The following is a 24,930-nucleotide window of genomic DNA, read 5'->3' as shown; positions in this document are numbered from 1 at the left end:
CCAGATGTCGCATTCGACACGGGCCTCCTCACCGTGTCCGAGGACCTCTCGATCACGTACGCAACCGACCTGGAACGCGCACTGCCGAGTGACGAACCACTGCGTCGTGCCTTCGGCAAGCCGCCGCTGGCCGACCGGTTGATTCTTCCGGCGGGCGCGGATCGGCCCGACACGGCGTGCCTCGGGTGGCGCCGAACCCAGGTTTTCGTGTCGTCACCCACCGCTGCCGAGGGTGTACGGCGGACCGGGGAGAAGGATTGCTCGCTCGATGCGAGATTCGCGCAAACCGTTCGACCGCAGCGCTATCCGAACAGTGCGCGCAGCTGTCCGTTGGTGTCGTCGCGGTCGAACCACTCCGGGTCGACGCGCTCACCCGGCCGCAGTCCGAGCCACTGCCGGATCTCGTCGTGACGCTCGTGGGCCGGGTCATCGGCCGCGGCGAGCATGTCCGTCCAGCCCCACGTCCCGCCGGAGTCCTCGGCCGGCGCCAGGCCCTGCCCGTCGACACACGCGGCGCGCGGTGCCTCGGCGTCGAAGTCGGCGACGGACTCGACGACGATGTCGTGCGTCCACCCGTCGCCGTAGTCGTACAGGTACGTCAGCGATGCCCCGACCTCGGGCAGCGCCGTCCCGATGGTCACCATTCCCTCGTCGACGACCTCGTCCTGACCGTTCGCGAGCTCGTCGTCGAGCTGATCGTCGGGCACGTACACGCAACCACCGGTGAACGGCTCGCCCTCGGTGAACTGGTGCAGGTGGTAGTCCTCCCAGGCGAAGCAGCTCTGGATAACGAAGTGCAGATGCAGCAGACTCAGGGAATTGTCGACCACCACCCGTCGCCACACCGCAGGCTCGCTGTCGCGCAACGTGATTCGCAGGGTACACCGCGCGGGCGGGTGGATGGCGACGGGTGTCGCGTCGCCGAGGAGGATGCGCACGGCGGCCCGCACGGCAGGACGGAGAGGCGTCGGCACGCGGTAGCCGTCCGCGTCGTCGAGGATGCCGTCGGCGACGAGGTCGTCGAGGCGGTCGACGAGCATGCTGCCGAGAAGACTCGGTCCGACCGGCATGCCGGGGAACAGCACGGACAGTGCGTGCAGGCGTTCCTCGGGGCCGGACGGCAGGGGGTGCTCACCGAGACCGGCGGACAGGACGGCAGCGGTCGCCTCGTCGAGGACGGAATGAAATGCTACGAGCCGCCCCTCGCCGCGCCTGCCGAGGGCCACGACGAGGGAATGTGTCACCGCGTCCCGGCACAGGGTGAGGTACTCGCCGGGATTACGGTCCGGATCCCGCCACACCGGCGCGGCAGGACCGGGCTTGACGACGGTCTTTCCGATCGAGATCAGGTCCAGCATGGCTGCAACGACCCAGGTCTGTGCCAGCACGGAAAGATCCCACATCGACTGGACCTTGCGCGGTGCCAGATCCTCGCGCTTGCCGCCGACAGCGTCGAAGGCCTCCATGACCAGGGCACGCTTCAGCGCTCCGGTCGCGGTCACAGGCCGGCGTTCGCCGATCCAGCCGAGCAGGGCGTCCAGCCGTGCGACTACCGGCACGACCGTCAAGGCGGCGCGTTCGGCCTCGGGGTCGACCGGCGGCTCGTCGACCGGTGGGAGGGACGCGAGCTTCGATTCGATGTAGGACACGAGCGTGGACAGGCCGTATCCGAGGTCGTCGTCGGTGCCGGTCCACCGGTTCGTCGCCTCGAGGAACCGCAGGAAGGCGGTGACATCCCCGGCGATGTGCGCCCGCGTCTCGTCGTCGTCCTCGACAAGGTCGCTGGTCAGCACACGTTCGAGCAAGTGGTCCACGTCGCGGCTGCGCCAGTGTGTCGCCGAGAATCCCTTGCTTGCCCGCGACAGTGCGTCGACCGCGTTCGCGACGCTCACCGCGATCTGCTCCACCCGGTTCGGCGGGCAGACGGCGTTCTCCACGAGCCACCCGGCGAAGCCGGGAACCAGTGCGCCGTACTGCTCGTTCTGTGTGCCCGCCGGGCGGCGACGCTCGGCCAACGACACGACATTGTCGGGCAGCGGCTGAGAAGAGGATCCGCGACTTGACCCTGAGCGCTTGCGGGACATGGGCCTCCGACCTCGGTGGTCACGGAACAGTTCCCGCAGATGCTACCGGCTCGCCGCCGACGGATGCTCACGCAGCGAGCGGGTGGTCGGGCGCGTCGACGCGACGGCACGGGCACCGCACGGCGCGGCCGTGCGGGTCGTCGGGCAACCAGCCGAACTCGTCGCACCGGCCGCATCGGGGCGGCAGGGGAGGCCGTGGCAGGGGAAGCGATTGCCACAGCGGGATCCACGCGTGCGCGAAGCGCGTCGGATTGTTCAGTCGATGCGCCGACCGTGCCGCCGCGACCAGGCATGGTATTCCGTGGGAGTCGATCAGCGCGGCGAGCTGGGAGCGCGCGGCGGCGGGCAGATAGTCGAACGTCGCAGTCAGGCCGGCGGCGCGGCACGCGGTCGCGAGCTCGGCGATCGGCTTCTTCTCCGGGATGCTGCTCACCCCTCGTTGCCGCGCGGGTGGTGCCGTCGGCTCGGCGGCCGGTGAGGGGTTTGTTTCAGTCTCTTGGTCTTCAGTTCTTTGTTCAGCGCCGGGTTCTCCGGTGTCCGGCTCGCCGGGGTTCGGATTTCCAGGCCCCGGCTCGGGCCGGACCGGTACTTCATAGACGGTCTGGACGGTGATCCACTGGCCGTGCTCGTTCTGGCGACGCTCGGTGACGAGGTGACCGTGCGCAGCCAGTTCCCGCATCGCGGACCGGATGGCGTCACGGCCTTCGGCCGGTGATTCCGCGGCGATCGCGTCGGAGCGGATGCGCCAGTCGGCCGGCTTCGAAAGCAGCCAGATCAAGACCGCGCGGGCGCGGAAGGAGAGGTCCTTGTTGCCGATCGTCTCGTTGCGGACGACGGTGTAGTTGCTCGTCGGGCGCGGCGCGCGGCGCACGCCTCCGACGAGGGTATTCTTACCCACGTTCGACTCCCTTACAGTCGGACATCCGGCCCGTCGGGAGTTGCCGCTCCTGGCGGGCCTTCTTCAATTGTGACCCTCGCGGACGCGGAGGATGACACATCGTGGCACCGGGACGCCGGGGCGTCAATCGATTCGGTGTGCTTTCGTGGAATATGTTGGGGGCGAGCGGTTGTCGCTCTGTCGGCGTGTCGCGCTCATCGATACCCGGCCGAGTCCGCGGGCAGACCCGGATCTTGAACCTCCACCATGTACCGCCAGCAGTCGGGTTGCGACCCGTCGACGTCGGTGAAGCCGTACTCGCGCGCCAACTCGCCCGACGAAAAGGAGCCGCCGTTGCGGCGATGTACGTCCGGATCCGCAGCCAGCGCCGCAACGGCCCGCCCGACGAACCGTGGTGACTCCGAGATCGCGACGAAATGTGGCACGGCGGCGTCGCGCCAGTTCTCCTCCGTGACCCCGAAGTGCTCGAGCATCATCTCCGACCGCATCCAGCCGGGCGTCAGCGCGACGGCCGTGCACCCGTGCGGCGCGAGCTCCTTTGCCTGCGAGAACGCGAGGCGAAGCATCGAGGACTTGACCAGGTCGTAGAACACCGAGAGACGAAAGTTCTTCGCGTTGTATTCGGCTGTGCCGTCGGTCATCTCGACGACGAGCCCACCGGGGTTCCGGATCAGCAGTGGAAGCGCGAAGTGGCTGGTGATCAGGTGCGTGTCGACCGAGAGATGCACCATGCGCAGTCCGCCCGCGAGGTCGTGCTCCCACAGCGGGGTTTCCCACTCGATGAGCTTCTCGCCGCCCCAGATGTCGTTGACGAGGACGTCGAGGCGGCCGTGCTCGTCGTCGATGCGCTGCACGAGCCGTCGCACCTGCTCGGGATCGAGGTGGTCGACGGCGACGGGTATGCCGACCCCACCCGCGGCCGTCACCAGCTCGGCGGTCTCCTCGATGGTCTCCGGTCGGTCGTACTCCGAGCGGCGCTCGCGGGTGCTGCGGCCGGTGCAGTAGACCGTCGCACCGGCCTCGCCGAGGGCGATTGCGGTCCCGCGGCCGGCGCCGCGGGTGGCGCCGGCGACCAGAGCGATCTTGCCTTCGAGTGGCTGTGCCATGGCTGGCACGTTACTGCCCGGCACGGGTCGGAGGCAGGCGCGCTCGGCGTGGCGCGGTCGGTGGTGTCGTGAGCATCAGTCACTATGTTCGGGTGCGCCGGTGGGGCCGGCAGCAGAACAGTCGGAGGTAGAGCAGGTGCAGGTGATCGACACGCTGTCGCACGCGTCGGGTTCGCGGACGCTGCCGAAGGGCCATCGCTGGGTGGTCGTCGACGTCGAGACCTCCGGCCTGCGCGCCTATGCGCATCGGGTGCTCAGCGTCGCCGCGCTGGTGTTGCGGGAGGACGGCAGCGTCGAGCAGGAGTACTCGACTCTCGTCGATCCGGGTTGCGACCCCGGCCCGGTTCACGTGCACCGGTTGACGCGCGAACGGCTCGCCGGTGCCCCGCGCTTCGAGCAGATCGCCGGCGAACTCGCCGAGGTGCTGGACGGCGGGACCATCGTCGCCCACAACGCGGCCTTCGACTACGGATTCCTCGACGCCGAGTTCCGGCGCGCCGGAACCGAGATCCCGGCCAGACAGCGGTTGTGCACTCTCGCCCTGTCGAGGCGGCTCGAACTCGACGTGCCCGATCACAAACTCTCCACCCTGGCCGCCCACTGGCAGGTCCAGCAGTTGCTCGAGCACGACGCCTACGACGACGCCCGCGTCCTCAGCGAGGTCTTCGTACGCAGCGCCTTGCTCGCCGAGAATCTGCAGCTCCCGCTGCCGGTGGTCGACTGCCTCAGCCGCAGGCCCGCCTACCCGGACTCCGTGCCGCGCGTGCCATGCGAGTGGAAGAACCCGGGACGCCTGTCGCTGGACGTCGGCCTGGTGCAGGGGATGAAGGTGGTCGTCACGGGGCAGACGGTTACGCCGCGGGTCCCGCTCGCCGGCCGGATGGCCGACGCCGGCCTCGACGTCATGAATTCCGTCAGTCGCCAGACGAGCGTGGTCGTGTGCAACGACCCCGGCGTACAGACGGGCAAGATCCGCAAGGCAATGGCCGAGGGCATTCCCGTCATCACCGAGCAGCAGCTCGAAGAGATGCTCACCCGGGTGAATCCGGGTGAACCGAAGATGCGTCCCGTGGTCGAGGTGGCCGCGCCCGCTGCTGAGCCCGTGATCGAACCTCCTCCGCAGGCGGCGCCTGCTGAGCCCCTCGCCGATGTACCGAGCCTGCCCGAGCGGATGCTCACGGGACAGAAACCGAAGCTGTGGCAGGGCCGGCGGGTGCTGCTCCTCGGCGGCACCCACCTCGACGCCGTGCTCATGCGCTCGCGTCTCGTCCAGCTCGGTGCACGCCCGTCGCTCAACCTCACCGCGGCGGTCACGGACGTGCTGATGCTGGAAGGTGGCGACAGCGACCGGCGCATGCCGCGCATCACCGCGCGCGAGCTCCCCGTCCTGACCAAGACGGACATCAGCGCCGCGGTGGAGAAGGGCGTCGTGCCGCCGCACATGCGCATCGAGTCCCGCATCTCCGCGCCAGCGCTCGCCCGAGGCGAGGTCATCGACCTGCCGGCGCGGAAGATGTCGTGGACGGTCAACGTCGCCTGGCGCGCCGAGACGGACGACTTCGACGTCGACATCGTCGCCTTCCTGCTCAGCGAGGACGAAAAGGTCGACAGCGACGACGACTTCGTCTTCTACAACAACCCCACCGCCGAGGACGGCGCGATCGAGCTGTCGATCGACGGCAGCAGCGAGCAGAGTGTACGGCTCGATCTCGCTGCGCTGCCCGATGAATGCGCGCGCATCGCGATCGCCGCGGCCATCGACGGCGAGCGCACCTTCGGCGAACTGGGGGCTGTGTCCGTAAGCGTCGACGGTGAGGACGGAACGGCGGCGACGTTCGTACTCGATGCCGGGACCACCGAGCGGACCATGGTGCTCACCGAGATCTACCGGCGGGCGGGGAAGTGGCGGCTGCGCGCGGTGGGGCAGGGGTACGACGACGGCTTGAGTGGTCTGGTTGCGAGGTACGGCGTGGACGCCGAGTAGGTCGTCCGGACTTAGTCGACGCGGCCCACCGCTGGAATACACCGGGCCCGAGTGCGCACCGCGAATTCCGGCCTCCCGGGCATCGTGGCGCACACTACGGGCCGCAGTGAATTCCTGTGCGGGCACTTGCTGCCCGCACTCCAGCGCAAGCCCATCCGTAGGCCTTTTTAGGGGAATCGGTGACCTCGGATGTCCTCGACCTCGCGCCTGACGGGAAGTTCGCCACCGTTGTTCTGTAGCAATGCGATTGCATATGTCGGGGCACGGCTGTCGCCGGAGTCGAGGCGGACTTCGACGGGTGTCGGAGATGCGGTAGAGCGGTAGTTGAACATCTACCTCACGAAGCTGAAAGATCGCTGTCGTCGATATGTGATCTTGGTGAGGTCTGAACGCTCACGGGGAGCGGGTCGGGCTCCCGCCGGTCATAGCCATTCGGCAACGCCTCCGTGTCCGGAGCATGTGCCGCGTCGGTGTTGGCTGAAGGAGTAGGTGCCGTCATTGCAGCGCGCGGTGGCCCCGCTGGGAGGGCTCGGTGCTTCTACCGGGCCGGGGATGCATTCGCCGTCGACGTTGATGTAGCTGTTCGGTCCGCAGCTGCCGTCATAGCCGCCGTTGGGTGCGGGTGCCGGGAGCGGTACTGGCTCGGCTGGGATTGGTGCCGGATCGACCGGGGGCGGTGGGGGCGGAGGTTCAACGGGAGGGCGTGGGGGCGTAGGTTCAACGGGAGGGGGTGGCGGCGGTATTACTGGTGCGTTCTGCTCGACGGTCGGCTGCGGTTGGGGCGCTGGGGGTTCCGATACCGCCGGCGTGGTGGGGGCGACGCCGCCACAGCCGATCAACAGCTGCTCGATCGCCTGGTGTTCGGGTGGCGACATCCATAGGTGGTAGGCGGCTTTCACCTCGACCTGCCGGGCAACGTAGGTGCAGCGGTACTGGCCGTGCGGCGGCAGCCAGCCCGCGGAGTCCCGGTCGGCTTTCTGCACGCTGATGCTGCTGGCGGTGGCCTGAAGGTTGCGAGGGTCGTTGGCGAGGTTTTGTAAGGTTGCGGCGTCGAGTGCCTGCGCACCTTTCTGCCAGGCATCGGGCAGCGGGACGACGTGGTCGATGACAACGTCGTCGAGCGTGTCGCCAATGGCGGCGACCGAGGTGCCGGTGTAAGGGTCGTTGAGCGTGCCGCTGAGGACCGCGCAGCCGCGGGATCCAGGTTGAATCGTGACTGCGAACAGGTCGCGGCGCAGGATGTCGTTTCGGGTGTCGCAGCCGTTGTGGCCGCCGTCGACGGTGACATCGTCGGACCAGGGCTCGCCGAAGCGCGACGGATCGTATTCCGTCTCGGGCAACTCGGTCCGAGTAGGAATGCTGGCAAGGGTGGTCAGGGACTGGGTAGCTGCCTGGCTGTCGACTTGGGGAAAGAGTGCGGGCGCAGCGAGCGGCGTATCAGGCATGGTGGGCGCCGATGACGGCGATATCGGCGGCGAGGTAGAGGTGGCCGGGGCGCGAGTTTGGTCCGCTGATGTTTCGGGGTCGGGTCCGGTGGCAGGAGTGGTGACAATCGCCAGGACAAAGGCTGGAATGAGGGACCATGCTGCCCACTTATAGCGTGCTGGACGGGTGCGGTCCTCGCGGATATAGAGGATGCCGGTGACGGCGGCGAGAAGACCAAACAATATTAAGGCCCATAGCCGTTCCGAAAGACCGCCGAGTATGAACAGCAAGCCCAGCGTGATCGTGCCGACTGCGACGAGCCCGCCCAGGCGGGTGCGCGGGTTCCGACCTTGCAGAGGTGGGGAGGATGCTTGTGTGGACCGGGTTGCGCCCGTTTTGCCGACGCCTGCATAGGGGGCGTGGGCGGAGGTCCACCGTTGTCCGTCCCAGTAGCGTTGTCGCTCGGTGGGGCGTTCGGGGTCCGGATACCAGCCGGCGGGTGGGGAGTTCGACATGGCTACGTCCACCTCGATCGGATGGTGTGGTGGGTGCTTACCGCAGTCGTGGTGAGTGCATGTTGTGTGCCGAACATGGTTTGCCGTCTTCTTGAAGAGTTCGGGCGGTAGGTGGGGAGGTCGGTGCCTCCTCGGAGGAGCGGCGGGAGATGAGATGGCGCCGGCTTCTCATCTTGATTTCGGTGCTGACCTAGTGGGCCGTTACATCGATGAGGTGTGAATTCGCTGCGGCGTGATCAGGTGCGCTTACACGATGTGTCCCAGCCACTGCAGCATCTTCGTCGGTGTGTGCGGCCGAGGCCAGAGCGGGATCGCTGACCTACTGAGCACCTGCTCCTCGGCGGCAATCATCCGTCTCCTCACGCGTGCGGGGCGGCACATGTAGGACCCGTGCCACCGGCGAAATGGGGAATCTGGAACAGCGCGAGTATCTGTAACTCGGCATGGCTCCAAGAACGTCAATTCGGAAGGTGTAACAATCACTCACCACCAGCGATTGAAGTTTGAAGTTTTGGAATGCTGCCAGGGGGAAGCTCGTATCGGGCTCGCCCTGCCCGACCCCGAAAGAAGCGCGTGTCCTCCTCGACCGACCCCTTCGACTTCAGCGAGTACTCGAGCTCGCGGGACGACGCAGACGATCCGTGGTCGGGTGGATCCCAGTCGCCATGGCCATCCCCAGGGCCGTTCGGAAGCGTGGCCGCCCCGTTCGCGGGGCCCGGCGGGTCGACGCCCGGGTTCGGCGGGGCGCCTGCCGACGCGTTCGCTGTCGAGCAGCGGCCGGTCGTGACGGCCATTTCGCAAGGTAGGCCGCCACGCGCATGGCTGACCGGCGGCGGCGTGGTAGCGCTGCTGGGGCTCACCGCCGTCGCACTCACCCTGTCAGGTGGCTCCACAGTGTTCGCCTTCATCGGGTGGCTGCTGGCCGGTCCTGCCGCGTTCTACCTGCTTGCCCAGCACACGGTCGCCGACATGCAGCAGCGGGCGCGGCCGGTCTACGCGGGCTCGAAGGCTGTGCAGGGGACGTATTGGACCGTCGTTGTGCTCGGATTCGTGGGCATCGCGCTCGGGGCATGGCAGATCGCGGAATGGGCGGGTCGACTGTGAAGAAGGTGGCCGCGCTCGCGGCAGTGCTGCTCGGCTCTCTGGTGGTGGCGGCACCGGCCGCGTCGGCTGCGCCGCAGCAGTCGGCGGTGGGGGACTTCGGCGGGTGTCTCGCCTCCCAGCGCGAGGGCGATCTGCTGTTGATGATCGACGAATCCGGCAGTCTGCAGGTCTCGGACCCCGAGGCGGCGCGGGTCTCCGCGGCCAACTACCTGCTCGAACAGCTCAGCTCCTTCGGCGGCTCCGCCGGGGTCGCGCTCGACGTTTCGGTCGCCGGCTTCTCCGATGACTTCACCGTGCACGCGCCGTGGACCCGCCTCGACGGTGGGTCCCTGCCTGCCTTGCAGGACGAGGTCGACAGGTTCCGATCCCGGACGAACGGTGTCGACACCGACTACTGGGCCGCTCTCGACGGTGCCCGCGGCGCTCTCGCCGACCGCTCGTCCACAGCCGCGAACAGATGCCAGGCCGTCGCCTGGTTCTCCGACGGCAAGCTCGACTTCACGACGCGGGACGCGGAGAAGCCGTACGCCCCAGGAGTATCGCTCGGCACCGACGCAGGTGTTCAGCAGATCATTGCGGCCGCCCGCGAGTCGATCTGCCGGCCCGCAGGTATCGCGGACCAGTTGCGGTCGTCGGGAATCGTCACCTTCGCGGTGGGGCTCGCGGCCGGTACGGCGCAGGCCGGGGACTTCGATCTGATGCGGTCCATCGCCACCGGAGAACCCGCCGCCGGGCAGGCGTGCGGGAACCGGACCTCGCCCCGACCCGGCGACTTCTACCTCGCCCAGAACATCGACGACCTGCTCTTCGCGTTCGACGCGTTCAGCAGTCCGGGCCAGGCGCCGCTCGAGAACGAGACGGGCGTATGTGTGGGTCAGGTATGCGAGGAAGCGCAGCACCGCTTCGTCCTCGACAACTCCATCGGTTCGGTGACAGTCCTGGGCTTCGCGGACGCGGACGGGCTCGTACCCACACTGGTGTCGCCCGACGGGGCCGAACTTGCGATGCCGCGCGACAACGCCCCGCGCAGCCTGAACGTCGACGGAGTCGGCGTCGACTACCGCTGGTTGTCGGCGCGGTCGGTGTCGTTCACGATGCGCCAGCCGGCGTCGGCGAACCCGGGGCAATGGCAGGGCATGTGGGCTCTCGTGTTCGTCGACCCCGATGGCTCCGATCCCGCGGCGCGCTCCAAGTCCAACATCCATATCTCGGGCAACCTGTTCCCGGCGTGGCTCGGACAGGATGTGACCGCCATCCACAGCGGCGAGAAGACATCTGCGATACAGCTCGGCATCGTCGACTCCGACCGTCGGGAGATCGACCCCTCCGACCTGCTCGGAAGCGCGTACTTGTCGGTGTCGCTCGTCGACTCGGCTCGGGTTGCGCACGAGCTGGCGTCGAGGATCCCGAAGAACGGGGTCGACGAGCCGATCGAGCTGGATCTCACGTCGGTGCCACCGGGTGAGGCGACGCTGCGCCTCGCTCTCGAGGTGACCACCGCCGACGCCCGGACGGCTTCGGGGACGGTCATCGCGCCCGGTACTCAACTGGCGCCCCAATACGTCGACGTGCCGCTGACGGTGGCGCCCCCGGTCGGCTATCCAACGCTGCCGAACCGGATCGACTTCGGCACTGTCGAGGGATCCGGTCGGTTCCCGGTGGAGATCCCGGTCGGCGGTCCCGGCTGCGTGTGGCTCGATTCGGCGGGACCGATCCGCATCGATGCCGTGCCGGACGGCGTCGGTGACGTGGCCTTGGTGAACCCCGCAGCGACTTCGGCGGAGCGGTGCCTGGCCGTCGAGGAGGGCGCACAGGGCGCACTGACGGTCGAACTCGACGTGCCCGAGGCCGGCAACGGCTCCCTCAACGGTTCCGTGCGGATGATGATGGCCCCCGCCGGGGAGCTCGACCGCGCGATGCCGGTCGATGTGCCGTTCACCGCCGAGCTGCAGAAACCGCTCGACAGTGGCCGGTTCCTGCTGGCCTTCCTTCTCACGCTGTTCCTGGGCATCGCGATCCCGCTGGCTCTGCTGTATGTGCTCAAGTGGCGAGCCTCGCGCATTCCTGCCGAAACCCTGAAGGCCCAGCGCTTCTCCGTGACGATCGCCGACGGCGCCGTTCTGCGGGACGGAGTACCCTTCACGCTGCGCGACGGTGACCTCACCGAAATCGTTCGGAACCTGGACAAGCCTGCGCGACTGCTGACGACAGACGGCGTCAAGCTCGAGGCGAAGACCGGGCTCTCCCCGGTCGGCACGGGGTACGTCCGTGTCAAGGCCGGTGGCCTGCTCGGCTCCTCCGGTGCGAAGCCCGATCATGACCCGCGCACAGGTGAGGCCAGGCTGCCGCTGGCGGTGCACAACAACTGGGTGATCCTCCACGATCCGGCCGGACCCGCCGACCACGCGTCGGTGCTCCTGCTCGTCGGCGCAGGTTCGAACCCGGTCCGGTTGATCGAGGATCTGAACCGGCGCGCACCGGGCGCCTTCGCGAGACTGCGTGAGCGTGTCGGATCCGACGACACGGCGACGCCGGGCACCGGTGCGCCTGACGGGCGACCCGCACCGCAGTCGTCCTTCGATCCGTTCGGCGCACCCACCGCTCCGCCCGCACCGACATTCGGTGCGCCACCGGCGTTCGGCGGCAGTTCTGGATTCGGTGCCGCGCCGCACAGCGGTTCGAGCTCGTCCGCCGCGCCGGCCGCTCAGCCTTTCGACCCGTTCCGTCCGCCCGGCGCTTGACGGTCGGAATCCAGCTTTGCTCTCTCTCGATGTGGAAGGACCGGTATGAGGCGGTTTCTCGTAGTCGGATGCGGTGGTTCGGGTGCCGTCACGCTCGCGTACATGATGGACCAGCTCCGGTCCGATCTCGCCGCGGCGGGAGTGGACCGGATCCCGGGTGGGTGGCAGTTCGTGAGCATCGATGTGCCCACTGCGCCGGAGGCGGGGCCGGACGGGCTCGGCAATGTTCGCGACCAGGGCGGCTACTACTTCGGCAGCGGCCCCCAGGGCGACTCGTACGGGGTGCTCGACAACGCGCTGAGCAACCAGCTCGCCGCCCGCGGCAGCCTCGACGAGATCGCCACCTGGGCCCCGCGGGATCCCTCCGCTGTCACGGTGCCCATCGGGTCCGGCGCTGGCCAGTACCGCGCCCTCGGCCGCATGATCACGCTGAGCAAGGCCGGCGGTATTCGCGAGACCCTGCAGTACGCCTGGGACCAGCTGTTCACCGTGCAGACCGCCACCGAGATGGGCGCGCTGAACGTCCCCGGCGGGGGCAGCTTCGAGCAGGAGGAGTCCCCGATCGTCCTGGTCGTCTCGTCGATGGCTGGTGGCGCCGGCGCGTCGATGGCCTTGGATGTGTGCCGCCTGCTGACGCTGATCCCCAAGCTCGATCCGCGGCTGATGGGTGTGTTCATGGTCGCCCCGGACATCTTCGACGGCCTCGGCCGCAGCGCCACCACCGGCGTGCGCGCCAACGCCCTCGCGATGCTCGGCGAAATCGTTGCGAGCCAGCTCGGGTCCGCGCGCGAGCACGATGTCGAGATCCTGCGCGCGCTCGGCCAGCAGAACGGCGCCGGCGAGAAGGTGCCGTTCGCCCGGGTGTTCCCTGTGGGCCGCCGTGTCGGCGTCGAGGGCGCGCCGTTCGGCGACGGTTCACAGAAGGCGATCTACCGCGGCCTCGCTCGGGGCCTGGCGGGCATGATGATGAGCGGCGCTGCGACGCGCCAGTTCGTGCAGTACGACCTCACCAACGGTGCGGGCCTGTCCGGCCAGCGCGACAACATCGGCTGGGGCGGACAGTGGGACAACCTGCCGTGGGGCACATACGGGTTCTCGAGCTTGAGCATGGGCCGCGACCGATACGCCGAATACTCGGCGCAGCGGCTTGCCCGTAGCACCGTGGACCGGCTCCTCGACGGGCACCGCAACCCCGGCAATGCCGCGTCCGACGACGATCAGGTCAACTCCATCCTCGACAGCCAGTGGCAGACCCTGCTCACCACGATGGGTTTGCCTGTCGTTCAGGCGGATCCGCGGGGCGCGCAGGTCGGCATCAGTGCGTGGCTGACCGGTGTGGTGCTGCCCCAGGGCGACGGCCTGCGGATGGCCCGTCAGGTCACCGAGTCCGAACTGCGTGGCTACCTTCCGTCCGGCAGCGGTCTGAACGCGAGCCAGTGGGTCCCCGAGATCCAGCGGGTGCTCGGTGCCCGTCGTCAGGCGCTCACGGCGTCCGCCGAAGTGCACGCGCTTGTCCATGCGTACCAGTGGCACCGCACTCTCGCCGACAACATCGAGCGCACGGTGGCGAAGGCGATCGCCGACCTCGGCCTGCCGTACGCCACCGCACTCGTGAACCGGCTGACCAGCCACATCAAGGACCAGGTGCGGGTGGGGGCGGAGGACCTCGCGAAACAGGCGCCGACCGACATCACGGCACAGTCGGCCGACACCGCTCAGGCGCTGTCCGCACTCAAGGGAACCATCGAGAGCGACGCCGACATCGTCGACCGTGTGCTCGCGAGCTGCAGCCAGAACGTCTATCGCCAGTTGTACGCCTCGCTGTCCGGGAAGGTGGCCGAGGTCGCGGCCGCGCTGGTACCGGAGATTCTGCAGCCCCTGCTCGAGGCGCTGAACGACGCGCAGACGTCGATGCGGCGGGCACGCAGCAAGCCGGCGAGCGACGTCGGCCTGGCGCGCCTGTCCACCGACCAGTACGGTGCGTGGCCCGCGGACAAGGCCGATCGGGTACCCAAGCGGTTCGCGGAAGCGAACAACGAGGTGATGCTCACCCCGTCGGCCGACTTCATGGTGCAGTACCGCAGCGACCTGCCGCTCGCGGTCGCGTCCAGCGGTCTTGGGACGCCGCCGTTCGAGGAGTCGGTCAAACGGGCCGTCGTCGGGGTCGTCACCGGTCTGTGGCAGACGATCGACGGCAGCAAGTCGCCGGGGGAGGAGCATCCAGTCCTCGAGCGCACATCGGCGTGGCGGACCCGCGCATTCCCGTACGATCCGGGAACCCGCGAGGCGCTCATTCCCTCGGCCGCACGGTATGACCTGCACCTTCGACCTGCGGAACTGCTCGCGCGCGCTCGGCAGTTCGTCGGCCGCACCGGGGAGTCCTTCGACCGCTTCTGTCGCGTGTCGCTGCGGGAGTACATCGAGGATCCGACCGTCCCCGAGTACGCGCTCGAGGAGCGGCGTGAGCGACTGCAGGCGAAGTTCGCCGAAGCGCTGTCGCTGGCGCGACCACTCGCCAGCGTCAACCAGCAGGCGCTCGAGGCGCTGCATCCGGGGCAACAGGTCGAGTACCGGTACAAGTTCACCTCGGTGCCGTTCCTCAACCTGCCCGTCGCGGATTCCCTCGAGCAGGTACTGCAGAAGAACCCGATGATCGACCACGAGACCCGATCGGAGTTCGTGCGCCTGCTGACCGAGGAAGACCGGTTGACTCGCATCGACATCTTCGGCTCCTACCCGAACTACTCGCCGCTCGCCTACGACTCCGTGCTCACCCCCGCGGCCAAGCAGTGGGCGGATTCGACTCCGACGCAGCAGGAGTCGTTCTGGCAGTGGCGTCGCTCCCGGCCGTTGGCCGCCTCGCTGCCGATGCACTACAGCGAGCGGCGAGCGCTGACCGCCGGCTGGTTCCTCGGCCTCGTGGTCGGCCGCCTGCGCCTTCCTTCGGAACCGTACGACGAGCCGGTGCGGGTGTGGGATGCCACCTCCGCGGCGTGGGTCGACTTTCCCCATCCGTTGCTGACCCCGCCGTCACGGTTCCTCGCCCACAACGACTGGCTGCCCGCGGTGCTCGAATCGGTCCTGCTGGCGATGGCGCGGTCGCACGAGTCGCCGGTCATGCAGTCGATGCTTCCCTACCGGACGCTGCGCGCGATCTACGACGCCTCCCCGGAGAAGCCGGCCGGCGGCATCCTCGAGGTCTCCGCCAAGTCGATCCTCACGCAGTGGCTGCGGACCGGCGAGACCGGCACGGGATGGCAGTCCCAGGTCACCGACACTGGCCCGGACGTCTCGATCGACGCTCGCGCCGAGAACGCTGCGACATGGCTCGGCCGGGTGCGGGAGTTCACCGGGCTGCACTACATGGCAGCAGGGGAGGACGCGGCACCCGGTGGCGGGACCTTCTCGGCGATCACCGATCGTGTCACTGCGTCCCACACTCCGATATTCCGGGACATCGCGCCGGACGTGTACTGGGCGACCGGTGAGCTGCTGAACCTGATCGAGGAGTGCAGGCACCGCGCCGAGCAGCCGGACCGGCCGGTGCACGAGCCGGCGGCGTCCGCAACGTCGGCATCGCACGCGTTCGTGATTCCCGACGCGGGTCAGTTCTGACATGGCCGATTCGGTGAAGAGCGTTCTCACGGTGTTCCTTGCCTCCACCGGGCCGGCGCTCGGGGTGCGTGACGTCCTCCGCGACCTGTCCACGGCGGGCTTGGTCGCACCGTTCGTGTGGGTCGACGACGCCGGCGTCACGCCGGGTGGTGCCCGCATCCCAGCCGTCGAAACCGCCTGTGGTGCGGACACAACGGTGGTGCTGCAGGATGTGCTCGCGTCGCGTCGCGTCGATGTGGTGCGACTGTGCGTGATCGTGCCGGGAGCACGCGGCACCGATCCCGTTCGGGTCGAGTCGGAAAGGGCGCTCGCAGACCTCCTGTCGTCGAACTCGGGCGGAGCCCGCCTCGTTCGACTGCGGACGGTGCTGCGTCGTCCCGGCGACACCCCTTCCGACTCCGTCGCGGTCGCGCTCGCCGGTTGGCACAACCTGCTTGTCGCACCGGAGGATTCGCGGGGTCCGGGAATGGGCCACGAGTCCCTCACCGAAACCACCGATCCGGTCGATGTCGGCCGCCACGCAGCCCCGGTGATCGCCGGAATCGTGGGTCTGTGGACGGATGCGGAGCATGCTCCGTTCGACGAGCAGCCGGTCCTGCCGGGAAGCACGCTGCGGGTGGTGCGGTCGTTCTACCGCCGACTCGACACCTCGCATGCCGAGCACGAGCTGCGCACGCATCTGCTCGACTTCGGCGGGGAGCTGCCGTTGCCCCGCGACGCCGGCACTGCCGTCGTGTACGCCGACGACGTCCCGGCTGCCACGCGAACGATGGCCCAGGCACTGTGGGTCAAGCACCGGCACCTGCTCCAGGGCGAGCGCGTGAGCGCACCCCCGGCCGACGCTCCGCGCCTGGTGAAATTCACCGACGCCCTGACGATGTTCTTCTCGTTCCTCGTCGCAGTGCTGCGCAACGCCCCGGCGCAGTGGGCCGCCCGGGTCGGTCACCGCGCCTCGGCCGCGGTCGCTTCGGCGGCACAGTCCACGCTGTTCGGATTGGCGCAGGGCGCCAGGCGTGTGGTGGTCCGCGGTGTCGACGCGGACGGCCGCAGGGTCGGATGGTCCGAGTACGAGGCGGCGTCACGGCAGATCGGCGCAGCTCTCGACGGAGCGACGAACACGCCACAGTCCGCGGCGCCCGACCTCTCCTCGCTGTGGCGGGACTATGCTCGCGCCGCCCTCACGCTCGCCGACGCCGCCGAACGGTCGCAGGGCCTGCCGACCATCCAGGTCGGCGCCCACCGAGCCGTGTTGCGTTCGGCGTCGGACATTGTGCCGGGACCGGACGACGAGTTCACCGACATCCCCGGCGTCGTCTCGGCGACGCTGAACGTCCACGCCGCCGAAGCCCCGGACCTCCTCGGCATCAAGGACTTCCAGGCACGGCTGCGGGGGCTGGAACAGGATCCGACGATCGGGCTCGACGCGCGGAGAACGAGCGCCGCGCTGGCGGGCTGGGTGGGCCGCGTCCGCCGAAGCTTCGCGGTCACCTTCGGATCGATCCTCGCCGACGGGTTGTCGGCCGGCATCACCGAGGCAGGCATGTTGCTCGAGCGACTCAACGCCGCCGAAGTGCCCCGCGATCTGGCCGAGGCGAGCGCCGAACAGCAGGCGCGCATGTTCCGCCAGGTGCGCATCGCAACGCTCGGATTCCTCGCCGCCGCGATCGTCGCGGGCGTGCTGGCCTGGCGGGAGCTGATCTCGTGGTGGACCGGCGGGCCCGTCATCGCAGTGTGTGTGCTCGCCTGGGCGGGCGTCGTGGCCTGGATCTGCCAACGCACGCAGCAGTACCTCGAGCAGCTTCTCGTCGAACGCGAGGCGGCGTCGGCGGCGGCCGCAGCAGACCGGAGGAATCTCAGGTCTGCCCTCCGAGAGATCGAGAACCTCACTGCCGCGTATCGGCAGTTCCTGTCGTGGAATCGGGCACTCGGAGCGTTCCTGGCGAAGCCGCTCGGCGTCACCGACCACACCCATGCCGTCGGCCGCAGCATCGAATGGGGGATGCCCCGGCACAGCGCCGTCGGCATCGGTAGCCCCGAGCCCGCCCAGGTCGAGCGAGTCGCAGACGCGCTGCGGCAGGACATGTTCGGTGTCGGGTGGCTGACCGAGGCGTGGGACGCCGTCGTGGGTTCCGCGGGTTCCTCACTCGGTGCTGCAGGACTCGACATCGATCGCGACCCCTCCCTGCTCGCCGCGAAGGCCGGAGCCGGGTCCGGCTCTCCGCTCGACGAGTGGTCCCTCCGATTCCACCGCGGCGAACGTCAGGCGAGCGGTGCGGCACTGATGTGGGAGCGGGCACTCGGCGAGCTGTCCGGGCCGCGTGGCGACTTGGCACGCGAGCTGCTCGCCACCATCGAACATCGCGCCGACGGGGCCGTGCGTCGCTACGGCATCGACGAGTTCCTGGCCGGCGTCGGACAACCCGCGGCCGAGGGGTTCTTCGACCCTGCCATCTTTACCGATACCGCGGCGATGCGCGGCCTCACCACCGTCGCGGAGACGGCGTCGACACGTACCCCCGCCGGCTGCGGGCTTGTCGCGGTCACCACCCAGTACACGGAGGGAATCGCCGCGGAGGATCTGCGGACCATGCCGTCGGACGGTCACCCCGCAGCACCGGTCGACATTCCGCAGGTGCCCGACCTCGAGCTGCGACCGGCCGAACCGACGCACGACCGTGCGGACCGTCCGGCCCCTGCGCCGTTCGCTGCGCCCGTCGCCGACGGCATCAACTTCTGAGAGCGAGTGGAACAATGCCCGACGTTGTCTTCGAGGCTCTGCAGCTGTGGCGGCAACAGCAGATCGACGACGGCCGTCTTCGTCCCGGCCTGCTCAAGGACACGCATCTGCAGCAGATCATCCGGTCCGATCGGCGCACTGCCGAGGAGATCGAACCGATGCTGCCACGCCAGGCGAAACCACTGGTCGACGGAATCGTCCACGTGGTGACGTCGGCCCAGCCCGGCGAGTTCGTCACCGAGGCGTCGCCGACTGCGGAGGCGCCCGAACCGCCGGTTCCGCCGGCGCCGGTTCCCGGAAGCGAGCACCTGGTCGACCTGCGCACCGAGGACTTCTGCGAGTTCATGCACGGGGAGTCCGATCAGGAGGTCGGGGCGATCACCATCACGGCCGAACCGGGCGGCGGGCATCTGCTCGAATGGTCACCGCTGCCGGATCGGTCCGGACAGATGGTGCTGTACCGCGTCGTCGCCGGTGAGACGCACCGTCCCTACAAGCCGGAGGCCGGGCGACTGGTCGGTGTCACCCGCGGAACCCTCCTCGTGGACACCGCAGCTCCGGCCGCCGCGGTGCGGCACCTGCAGGTGTGGGCACATGCCGGTCGCGACCAGCACGACGCGGTGCGGCGCCAGCCCGTTCTCATCGCGGAGGGGCATGTCCTCAGTCCGGTCGCCGACTTCGTGGTCGTCGAGGACGATGGCGCCGTGATCGGCCAGTGGTCGGTGTGGCCGGGGGTCACCCGCGTGCGGGTACTGCGCATCCCGCTCGACGGCCGAACCCCCGTGACCAACGACCCACGGCACCGCATCCTGGCCGACCAACCCAATCTCGGCGGATTCGTCGACCGCGACCCCCAACGGGGGCATCGCTACCTCTACCGCGCGATCTGCGAAGTCGACGTCGACGGGCACACCAGACTCTCCCCGGCAGCACAGGCGGAAGTCCTCGTGTCCGCGGTGCTCGAGCCCGTCACCGACCTGCACGTCGCCACCCACGGCGACAGCGACGACCTGCACTTCGACCTCGGCTGGACCCCACCGGACATCGGCACCGTGGTGATGTATCGAACGGAGACCGCGCCGCGGCCGGGCATCGACCGGACGCTGCTCGCGGCGGGCGCACTCGACGTCTCCGGTGGGCTGCCGACCTCCGCACGACTGGTCCATCCGGTGACCGTCGGAGGCGACGGCGAACACCGGATGAGCAACGTCTCCTGGCCGCGCGGCTGGGTACGGGCCTACTTCACGCCCGTCACCGTCCTCGACGGAGACGTGCAGGTAGGGTGCACGGTCATCGCGACCAGGCCGCTGCCCGCGCCGCGAGAAGTGCGGATCGTCGAGCGCTGTACCGAGCAGGTGCTCACCTTCCCGTGGCCGGAGGGCGCGGCATCGGTGTCGGTGTACGTGAGCTCGCCACAGGTTCCGGCCGAGCATGCGATCGAACAGCGCCCCTTCGCGGAGATCTCCCGAGCGGCGTACGAACGCGACGGCGGCCTGCACCTGTCGAACCCGCTGCCCGAGCAGGGATGTGCCGTCCACGTGGTCGCCGTCGCCTACACGGCCGGCGAGCGTATCGCGGGCATCCCCGCCACCGTCGACTATCCGGGTCTGTTGCGGATCGAGTACACGACCGAGACTCGCCGGACCGCCGGCGGTGGCGTCGCGCTCGCCGTGCGCCTCGCCTCACAGGTCGAACTCCCGACGGCCCCACCGTTCGTCGTGGTGCACAACCAGACCCGGTTGCCGCTCAGCGCTCGGGACGGCCGGCCGCTGGAGGTCCGTGGGGACGAGCGAACCCAGCCCGGCGCCCGGAGCTTCCATCCGCGCGGCCTGCATCGCGAATGGAGCCAGCCGTGGACCGTCGACGTGTCGGACCTGACCGGGTACGTGCGGGTCTTCGCCGACGTGCGGCCCGAGCAGAGCCGCACCATCGCGCTGATCGATCCACCGATCGAACACATCCGGCTCGATCTCATCGGCGATCACCTCATCGGTGACGACGTGTCGCGCGAAGACGCGCGATGACCGCTCGGAGGCACAAGACCGAATCGCCACGGTTCGGTCAGCTCAGCTACACCTCGTTCGACCGGCCCGGCACCGGATCCGGCGGCGGCTGGCAGGTCAAGGAGGTGTCCGGCGACCTCGACGCCGACGAACAGGAACTGCTCCGCGCGGGAGTCGTATCCCGGTTCGATTCCCCGCAGCCGATGCCCCGATTTCCGACCGTCGAGGACATCGCCCGCCGGCCGCGGCGGCTCATGTACGCCCGCCTCCGTGACGCGGCCGGATGCTATTGGCACACCGTGCCCGCCGGCTCGGACGCCTCCGGCCGCCCCGGGAATGTCTTCGCCCACGCCGTGCTCGAACGCGGTGCGGAGCCCGGCGACGGGGTGCGTCCGATCGAGTGCTGGCGGTCCACGGACTGGCTGGTCCCGTACGGCGCCGACGAGGTCGCCAAGGCAGCCCTGCCGGCCACGGCACCCGGACCCGGGGGGATCGTCGATCGCGACGCCGCACTCGGATTCCTGCTCGATCCGGGAACCTGGCGGATCGGTGTCTTCAGCGTCCTCCTCGACGCGGTGGCGCGGTCCCTGCGCGGCGGCCCGGCGGTGGTGCTCGGATGCAAGGATCCCGACACCGCCGCGCTCTGGATCGGGGCCGTCTCGCACTTCATGTCGCCGGGCACCGCCCGCCGCTTCGGGTGGTCCACTTTCGACCGTCTGCACTCCGTCGACGACGCCGTGGCAGGCGGCGCGAACCTGGTGACCGTTCCGCTTTCGGACCTGCCCGGAGACAGTCCCGGCTGCACTGTCTTCGGCGAGAACGAGACTCCCGAACTGGGGGAGCTCGACGGTGAGCCGCACTCCGTCGCGAACGGCGATCTCGTTCCGGTGACGTACTGGTCGGTGCTCGCGCAGACGGTTCTGCTCGACGTCGAGACCGCGCATCGAGCGCTCGCGCGTCAGGACGCGATCGCGGCCGGTGTGGGTGATCGCGACCTGACCGAGGCGTGGCCGCTGGCGATGGCCGTCGTCGCCGACCCCGGCCTGCACGACGCACTGGACGAGGCCGCCTCGGTCGTACTCGCGGAGTCCCCGATGGAGGCCGCCACCGCACCCGATCTCGCGCACGTGATCGTCGGAATCGTGGACGAGCGACTGGGTGCGACCACACAGCAGGCGGAGGAAGCACTCGCCCGCTGGCAGGTTGACAACGCGGTCACGCCCGCGGTCCGGCAGCTCGCCGGCACCGTGTTCGCCTTCCGCGCGCTCGGTGACGGCCACTGGGTACGTCGGGCGGGACCCGAGCAGTTCGCTGTCGTCGAGTCGTGTGCTCGAACCGAGGACCTGCAGGCCGAGGCCGATGCGATACTCGGCGATCTGCGCTTGCGCGCACGAGGCGGCGGAAATCTGCGCGATGTCGCGTTCGACGCCCTCAAGACGATCGACCTGCTCGTGCGTGCCGACCTCCTCCGCGATCGCGGCGTCGACGTGGCCTTCGAGGTGCTCGAGCGGGCGGTGATCCCGACCCTGTGCGATCGGGTCGACGGAGCCGGATTCGTCGCGGAACTCGGGCCGGTCTCTGCGTCGACGCGCGTGAGATTTCTGCAGCCCGCTCTGACCGCCCATCCCGTGTTCGCCGGGCGCCCGCTCGGCTCCCGGCTTGCACCTCCCGTACTCGAATGGCTCGTCGACGGACTGTTGGACGTACCAGACCTCGACGAGCTCGCCTCCGACCCGCAGCGCATCACCGAGCCCGAATGTGTGCTGATCGCCGACGGCGTCTTCGCCCTCACGGAACAAGAATTCGACCGAGCACGAATACGGAGCGAGCTGGTGCCGGTCGCGTTGTGGAGGGCACTCCACGAAGCGCGGGAGGGCGGCTGGGCGCCGAGCGATGTTCCGGCGCTGGTCGCCGGGCACGGCTGGACGGCGGAGCAATGGTGCCGACTCGTCGGCGCGTTTCCCGAGGCCGTTGCGCCCCGTTTCCTGCAGGACGTGGTCGTCCGCGAACCGTGGGGACCGGAGCTCGAGACGCTCGTCCGCCATCTGGCCGAGCCCGGCGCTCGCGAGGAAGCGTCGAGGTGGGCGGCCGATCCGTACCTGGACGACCTCGCGGTGTCGTGGGCGCTGATCCGGAACGAGGAGCGCTGGGCTGCGATCAGCGGACCGGCACTGCGCCGGGCACTCGACGTGCATGTGTTACCCGTCCTGGAGGACTACGCGGAAGGCTACGAAGCGGACCTTCCCACGGATCTGCTCGCCCGGCTCGCGATCTTCACTGTCGCGCTGCGGGGGCAGACCCCACCCCAATCGGGCCTCCCGGTGCCGGACCTTCCGGCCCGGCACCGGGAGGCGCTCGTCCGAGCGGTGGACGAGGACGCACGGTTCGTCGTCGATGCGCTGGCCTCCCTGGTGGAATCCGGTGCGCTCGACGCCTATTGGCTGATGGCACACGCGGTGTTCACGTCTCCGTCGGCGCCGCGGGTGCGGTCCGTGCTGGATCAGCGCGACGTTCTGGCACGGTTCGAGGTCGGATCGGGTGGTGTGCGGCGTTCCCTTCTGGACGAGGTGGCGTCGACGGTGATGAAACAGCCGGACTACCGCGGCCCGCTGGGGGTGCACGGTCTGATGGACGCGATCCGCGAGGAGCTACATCTGCGGGGACACCGCGACGTCGCCTACGCGTGCGACGTGTACGCCGGGTTCGTCCGGAGGTGGCTCGACGAGCGCCGAGCCGACGCGGATCGATCGTCGCCGGGCCGGGCGACGCCGAGGCGGGTGTGAGGACAGTGCAGATGTGCAGTGCGTGGACACGGGGAGGACAAGACTGATGCCCGGATATGTGCTCGACGGGGTAGGGGTGGTGGACCTGCCGCACCAGCCGCTGGCCGTGACGGTCGATGCGACCACCGTGACGGTTCAGGTGCAGGCGATGACGCCTGAGGGCGCCCCGGAGGCGTCCGCGCTCTACCCGAAGCCCGGCTTCCTTGTGCTGCCCCGAGTCACCCACGAGATCGTCGTGGCCGCTCGCCCCGGGGGCGGCGCAGTGGTGTTTCCCCAGGGAACCGTGCTGCAGGCCACCATCGGGGTGGACAGTAGCCGCAGCGCCGACCCGGATCGGGCCGAGCTGACACCGCTGGACGTGTCGGGTCTTCACCACGTCGAGCTTGCGACGATCGCCCCCGCGGGGGAGCGTCTCGCGGTCACGGCCCGCAAGACGGTGGTCGACGTCCCGCTCAGCGATCTCGGCGCCCGCGCGCGGTCCGCGGCACGCGGCGCCCTCGGCGTGGACCGGCTGCCCGAGGCGCGCCGGCTGCGCGTCGAGGTGGATATCGATACTACGATGTCGATGCTGCCGCTCATCGAGGACGGCAGTGTTCGCGCGGCGGTGGACGTGCTCACCGGTATCACGGCGGTGATCGGAATCCGAGAAGAATTGCAGGTCAATCTGATCGGCCGATCCTCCAGGTCGCTGCCCGTCGTCGAGCTGCGGCACGTCGCCGACCAGGTCCAGGCGCAACTGGACGCCGCGCCACTGGGAGTGGGGTTCCGCTCCGCGGAGATCGACCGGTCGAGTTACAACACCCCCACGCTGGTATTCACCGTGACCGACGCACTACCCGCCGATCACACCGGCACGGGTGTGCCGGGTGTGCGACGGCGGCCCGTGATCCTGTGTGCAGATACCTCGGCTGCGGCGGGCCTCGGCACCGCCGTGCCGCCCACCTGCGAAACGGCAGGCACGGATTCCGACTGGCTCTCCAGCCCGGAGAAATTGTTCGCAACGGTGACGTCGCTCGTGGCAGGACTGTCGGCGACACCGGAATCGGAAGGTGCGCGGCGATGACCAAATGCCCACGTTGTTTCACGGTGCTCCCGTCGGACCGTTACGCCTGGGCCCCGACCGCGCCGGACGAGATCGAGGTCGACGAGGTCGCGACGGTCTTCCACGGCAGCCCCGTGCGGTCTGGCAAGGTCGTCGAGCTCCAGCGGCCCTCGGGGTCCGGGGACGACTGGGCGCCGCTGGTGAGCGACGCCGAGGACAAGGCCAGCGGCCCGGTCGCCGAGGTGTGCCCGACGTGCCACTATCGGCTACCGACCGGGTGGCGCGGCGCCCACACCACCTGCATCGCGATGGCCGGCGCCCGCGCCACCGGCAAGACCGTGTACATCGCCGTTCTCGTCAAGACCCTGCAGTTGCTCGGCGAGCGGCTCAACTGCGTGGTCGAGCCCGCGACCTCCGAGACCGAACAGGCCTACCGCGAGCTCTACGAGAGGCCGCTGTACGAGGAACGCGGCATCCTCGAATCCACCCCCGCAGCCCACACGAGCAACCCGTACCAGCGGGAGCCGCTGATCTTCAGCCTCGGCCTGTGGAACGGCATTCGACAGTACCTGGTGCTGCGGGACGTGGCAGGGGAGGACCTCGAGAACCCGGACAACGCGCACGCCCCGCACCTGCGCTTCTTCGCGCAGGCCGACGGCGTCGTGTTCATGTTCGATCCGCTCAAGGTCGAATCCGTCCGGCAGCAGCTCCACGACCTGGTCCCGGCTCAGGAACGCGTCGGCGGCGACCCCCGCTCGGTGCTGCGGACCGCGCTGTGACATGATCTCGCTCCAGTCGCTGCCGTCGACATGCTCGAGGGCCTGCAGGGCGTCGAACTTGGAGAGGACGATCGCAAGATTCGGTGTGCTGTCGCCGATGATGGACAACACGGT

General features: G+C 69.1%; 13 protein-coding genes. 9 read left to right on the top strand and 4 right to left on the bottom strand.

Annotation, left to right across the window (positions count from 1 at the left end; genetic code table 11):
• Positions 1 to 302: 302 nt before the first annotated feature.
• The 3 genes from AIIKEEIJ_RS30125 to AIIKEEIJ_RS30115 all read right to left on the bottom strand — a co-directional run bounded on the left by AIIKEEIJ_RS30125 (position 303) and on the right by AIIKEEIJ_RS30115 (position 4,088).
• Positions 303 to 2,021, bottom strand: a complete 1,719-nt coding sequence (locus AIIKEEIJ_RS30125; protein WP_338021037.1) for a plasmid pRiA4b ORF-3 family protein — start codon at positions 2,019 to 2,021, stop codon at positions 303 to 305.
• A 130-nt stretch (positions 2,022 to 2,151) separates the two neighbouring features.
• Positions 2,152 to 2,955 carry a replication protein gene (locus AIIKEEIJ_RS30120; RefSeq protein ID WP_161997220.1) on the bottom strand — a complete coding sequence of 268 codons (804 nt, stop codon included), beginning with the start codon at positions 2,953 to 2,955 and terminating at the stop codon, positions 2,152 to 2,154.
• A 221-nt stretch (positions 2,956 to 3,176) separates the two neighbouring features.
• Positions 3,177 to 4,088 (bottom strand): SDR family oxidoreductase, encoded by a 912-nt coding sequence (locus tag AIIKEEIJ_RS30115; protein WP_161997218.1) that lies wholly within the window; start codon positions 4,086 to 4,088, stop codon positions 3,177 to 3,179.
• A 136-nt stretch (positions 4,089 to 4,224) separates the two neighbouring features.
• Here AIIKEEIJ_RS30115 and AIIKEEIJ_RS30110 point away from each other — a divergent pair, with 136 nt between their 5' ends.
• Positions 4,225 to 6,072, top strand: a complete 1,848-nt coding sequence (locus AIIKEEIJ_RS30110; RefSeq protein WP_161997217.1) for a TerD family protein — start codon at positions 4,225 to 4,227, stop codon at positions 6,070 to 6,072.
• Between the two features lie 422 nt (positions 6,073 to 6,494).
• On the opposite strand, the gene AIIKEEIJ_RS30105 is transcribed toward AIIKEEIJ_RS30110, so the two are convergent.
• Complete coding sequence (locus tag AIIKEEIJ_RS30105) at positions 6,495 to 8,012, bottom strand: DUF3761 domain-containing protein (RefSeq protein ID WP_161997216.1); 1,518 nt, start codon at positions 8,010 to 8,012, stop codon at positions 6,495 to 6,497.
• Positions 8,013 to 8,795: 783 nt separating this feature from the next.
• On the opposite strand from AIIKEEIJ_RS30105, the gene AIIKEEIJ_RS33405 reads away from it, so the two are divergent.
• From AIIKEEIJ_RS33405 to AIIKEEIJ_RS30065, 8 genes are read left to right on the top strand one after another with little or no spacing between them, the layout of a single operon-like run.
• Positions 8,796 to 9,116 carry a hypothetical protein gene (locus AIIKEEIJ_RS33405; RefSeq protein WP_238406649.1) on the top strand — a complete coding sequence of 107 codons (321 nt, stop codon included), beginning with the start codon at positions 8,796 to 8,798 and terminating at the stop codon, positions 9,114 to 9,116.
• The gene (locus tag AIIKEEIJ_RS30095) at positions 9,083 to 11,857 is read left to right on the top strand and encodes a vWA domain-containing protein (protein WP_238406648.1); all 2,775 of its coding nucleotides are present in this window, start codon (positions 9,083 to 9,085) and stop codon (positions 11,855 to 11,857) included. Before AIIKEEIJ_RS33405 ends, AIIKEEIJ_RS30095 begins: the two co-directional genes overlap by 34 nt.
• 45 nt (positions 11,858 to 11,902) lie before the next feature.
• A complete protein-coding gene (locus AIIKEEIJ_RS30090; RefSeq protein WP_161997214.1) occupies positions 11,903 to 15,472 on the top strand; it encodes a tubulin-like doman-containing protein in 3,570 nt (1,189 codons plus the stop codon).
• 1 nt (position 15,473) lies between these two features.
• A complete protein-coding gene (locus AIIKEEIJ_RS30085) occupies positions 15,474 to 18,209 on the top strand; it encodes a magnesium transporter (protein ID WP_161997213.1) in 2,736 nt (911 codons plus the stop codon).
• Positions 18,210 to 18,223: 14 nt separating this feature from the next.
• Complete coding sequence (locus tag AIIKEEIJ_RS30080) at positions 18,224 to 20,233, top strand: hypothetical protein (protein WP_161997212.1); 2,010 nt, start codon at positions 18,224 to 18,226, stop codon at positions 20,231 to 20,233.
• Positions 20,230 to 22,995, top strand: coding sequence for a GAP1-N2 domain-containing protein (locus AIIKEEIJ_RS30075; protein ID WP_161997211.1), 2,766 nt, complete (start codon positions 20,230 to 20,232; stop codon positions 22,993 to 22,995). The genes AIIKEEIJ_RS30080 and AIIKEEIJ_RS30075 overlap by 4 nt, the downstream gene beginning before the upstream one ends.
• A gap of 46 nt (positions 22,996 to 23,041) precedes the next feature.
• A complete protein-coding gene (locus AIIKEEIJ_RS30070; RefSeq protein WP_161997210.1) occupies positions 23,042 to 24,058 on the top strand; it encodes a hypothetical protein in 1,017 nt (338 codons plus the stop codon).
• Positions 24,055 to 24,816, top strand: coding sequence for a TRAFAC clade GTPase domain-containing protein (locus AIIKEEIJ_RS30065; protein WP_161997209.1), 762 nt, complete (start codon positions 24,055 to 24,057; stop codon positions 24,814 to 24,816). The genes AIIKEEIJ_RS30070 and AIIKEEIJ_RS30065 overlap by 4 nt, the downstream gene beginning before the upstream one ends.
• Positions 24,817 to 24,930: the final 114 nt, after the last annotated feature.

The sequence above is a fragment of the Rhodococcus sp. YH1 genome (assembly GCF_009939605.1).
Taxonomy (GTDB): Bacteria; Actinomycetota; Actinomycetes; order Mycobacteriales; family Mycobacteriaceae; genus Rhodococcus; species Rhodococcus aetherivorans.
Note: the sequence above shows the minus strand (reverse complement) of the source record. Positions and strands in the feature narration are given on the sequence as shown.

Bases quoted from the DNA above. Each gene is read 5' to 3' on its own strand.
- AIIKEEIJ_RS30115 (WP_161997218.1), bottom strand. From the start codon at position 4,088: ATGGCACAGCCACTCGAAGGCAAGATCGCTCTGGTCGCCGGCGCCACC.
- AIIKEEIJ_RS30105 (WP_161997216.1), bottom strand. From the start codon at position 8,012: ATGTCGAACTCCCCACCCGCCGGCTGGTATCCGGACCCCGAACGCCCC.
- AIIKEEIJ_RS30095 (WP_238406648.1), top strand. From the start codon at position 9,083: ATGGCAGATCGCGGAATGGGCGGGTCGACTGTGAAGAAGGTGGCCGCG.
- AIIKEEIJ_RS30090 (WP_161997214.1), top strand. From the start codon at position 11,903: ATGAGGCGGTTTCTCGTAGTCGGATGCGGTGGTTCGGGTGCCGTCACG.
- AIIKEEIJ_RS30085 (WP_161997213.1), top strand. From the start codon at position 15,474: ATGGCCGATTCGGTGAAGAGCGTTCTCACGGTGTTCCTTGCCTCCACC.
- AIIKEEIJ_RS30080 (WP_161997212.1), top strand. From the start codon at position 18,224: ATGCCCGACGTTGTCTTCGAGGCTCTGCAGCTGTGGCGGCAACAGCAG.
- AIIKEEIJ_RS30075 (WP_161997211.1), top strand. From the start codon at position 20,230: ATGACCGCTCGGAGGCACAAGACCGAATCGCCACGGTTCGGTCAGCTC.
- AIIKEEIJ_RS30070 (WP_161997210.1), top strand. From the start codon at position 23,042: ATGCCCGGATATGTGCTCGACGGGGTAGGGGTGGTGGACCTGCCGCAC.
- AIIKEEIJ_RS30065 (WP_161997209.1), top strand. From the start codon at position 24,055: ATGACCAAATGCCCACGTTGTTTCACGGTGCTCCCGTCGGACCGTTAC.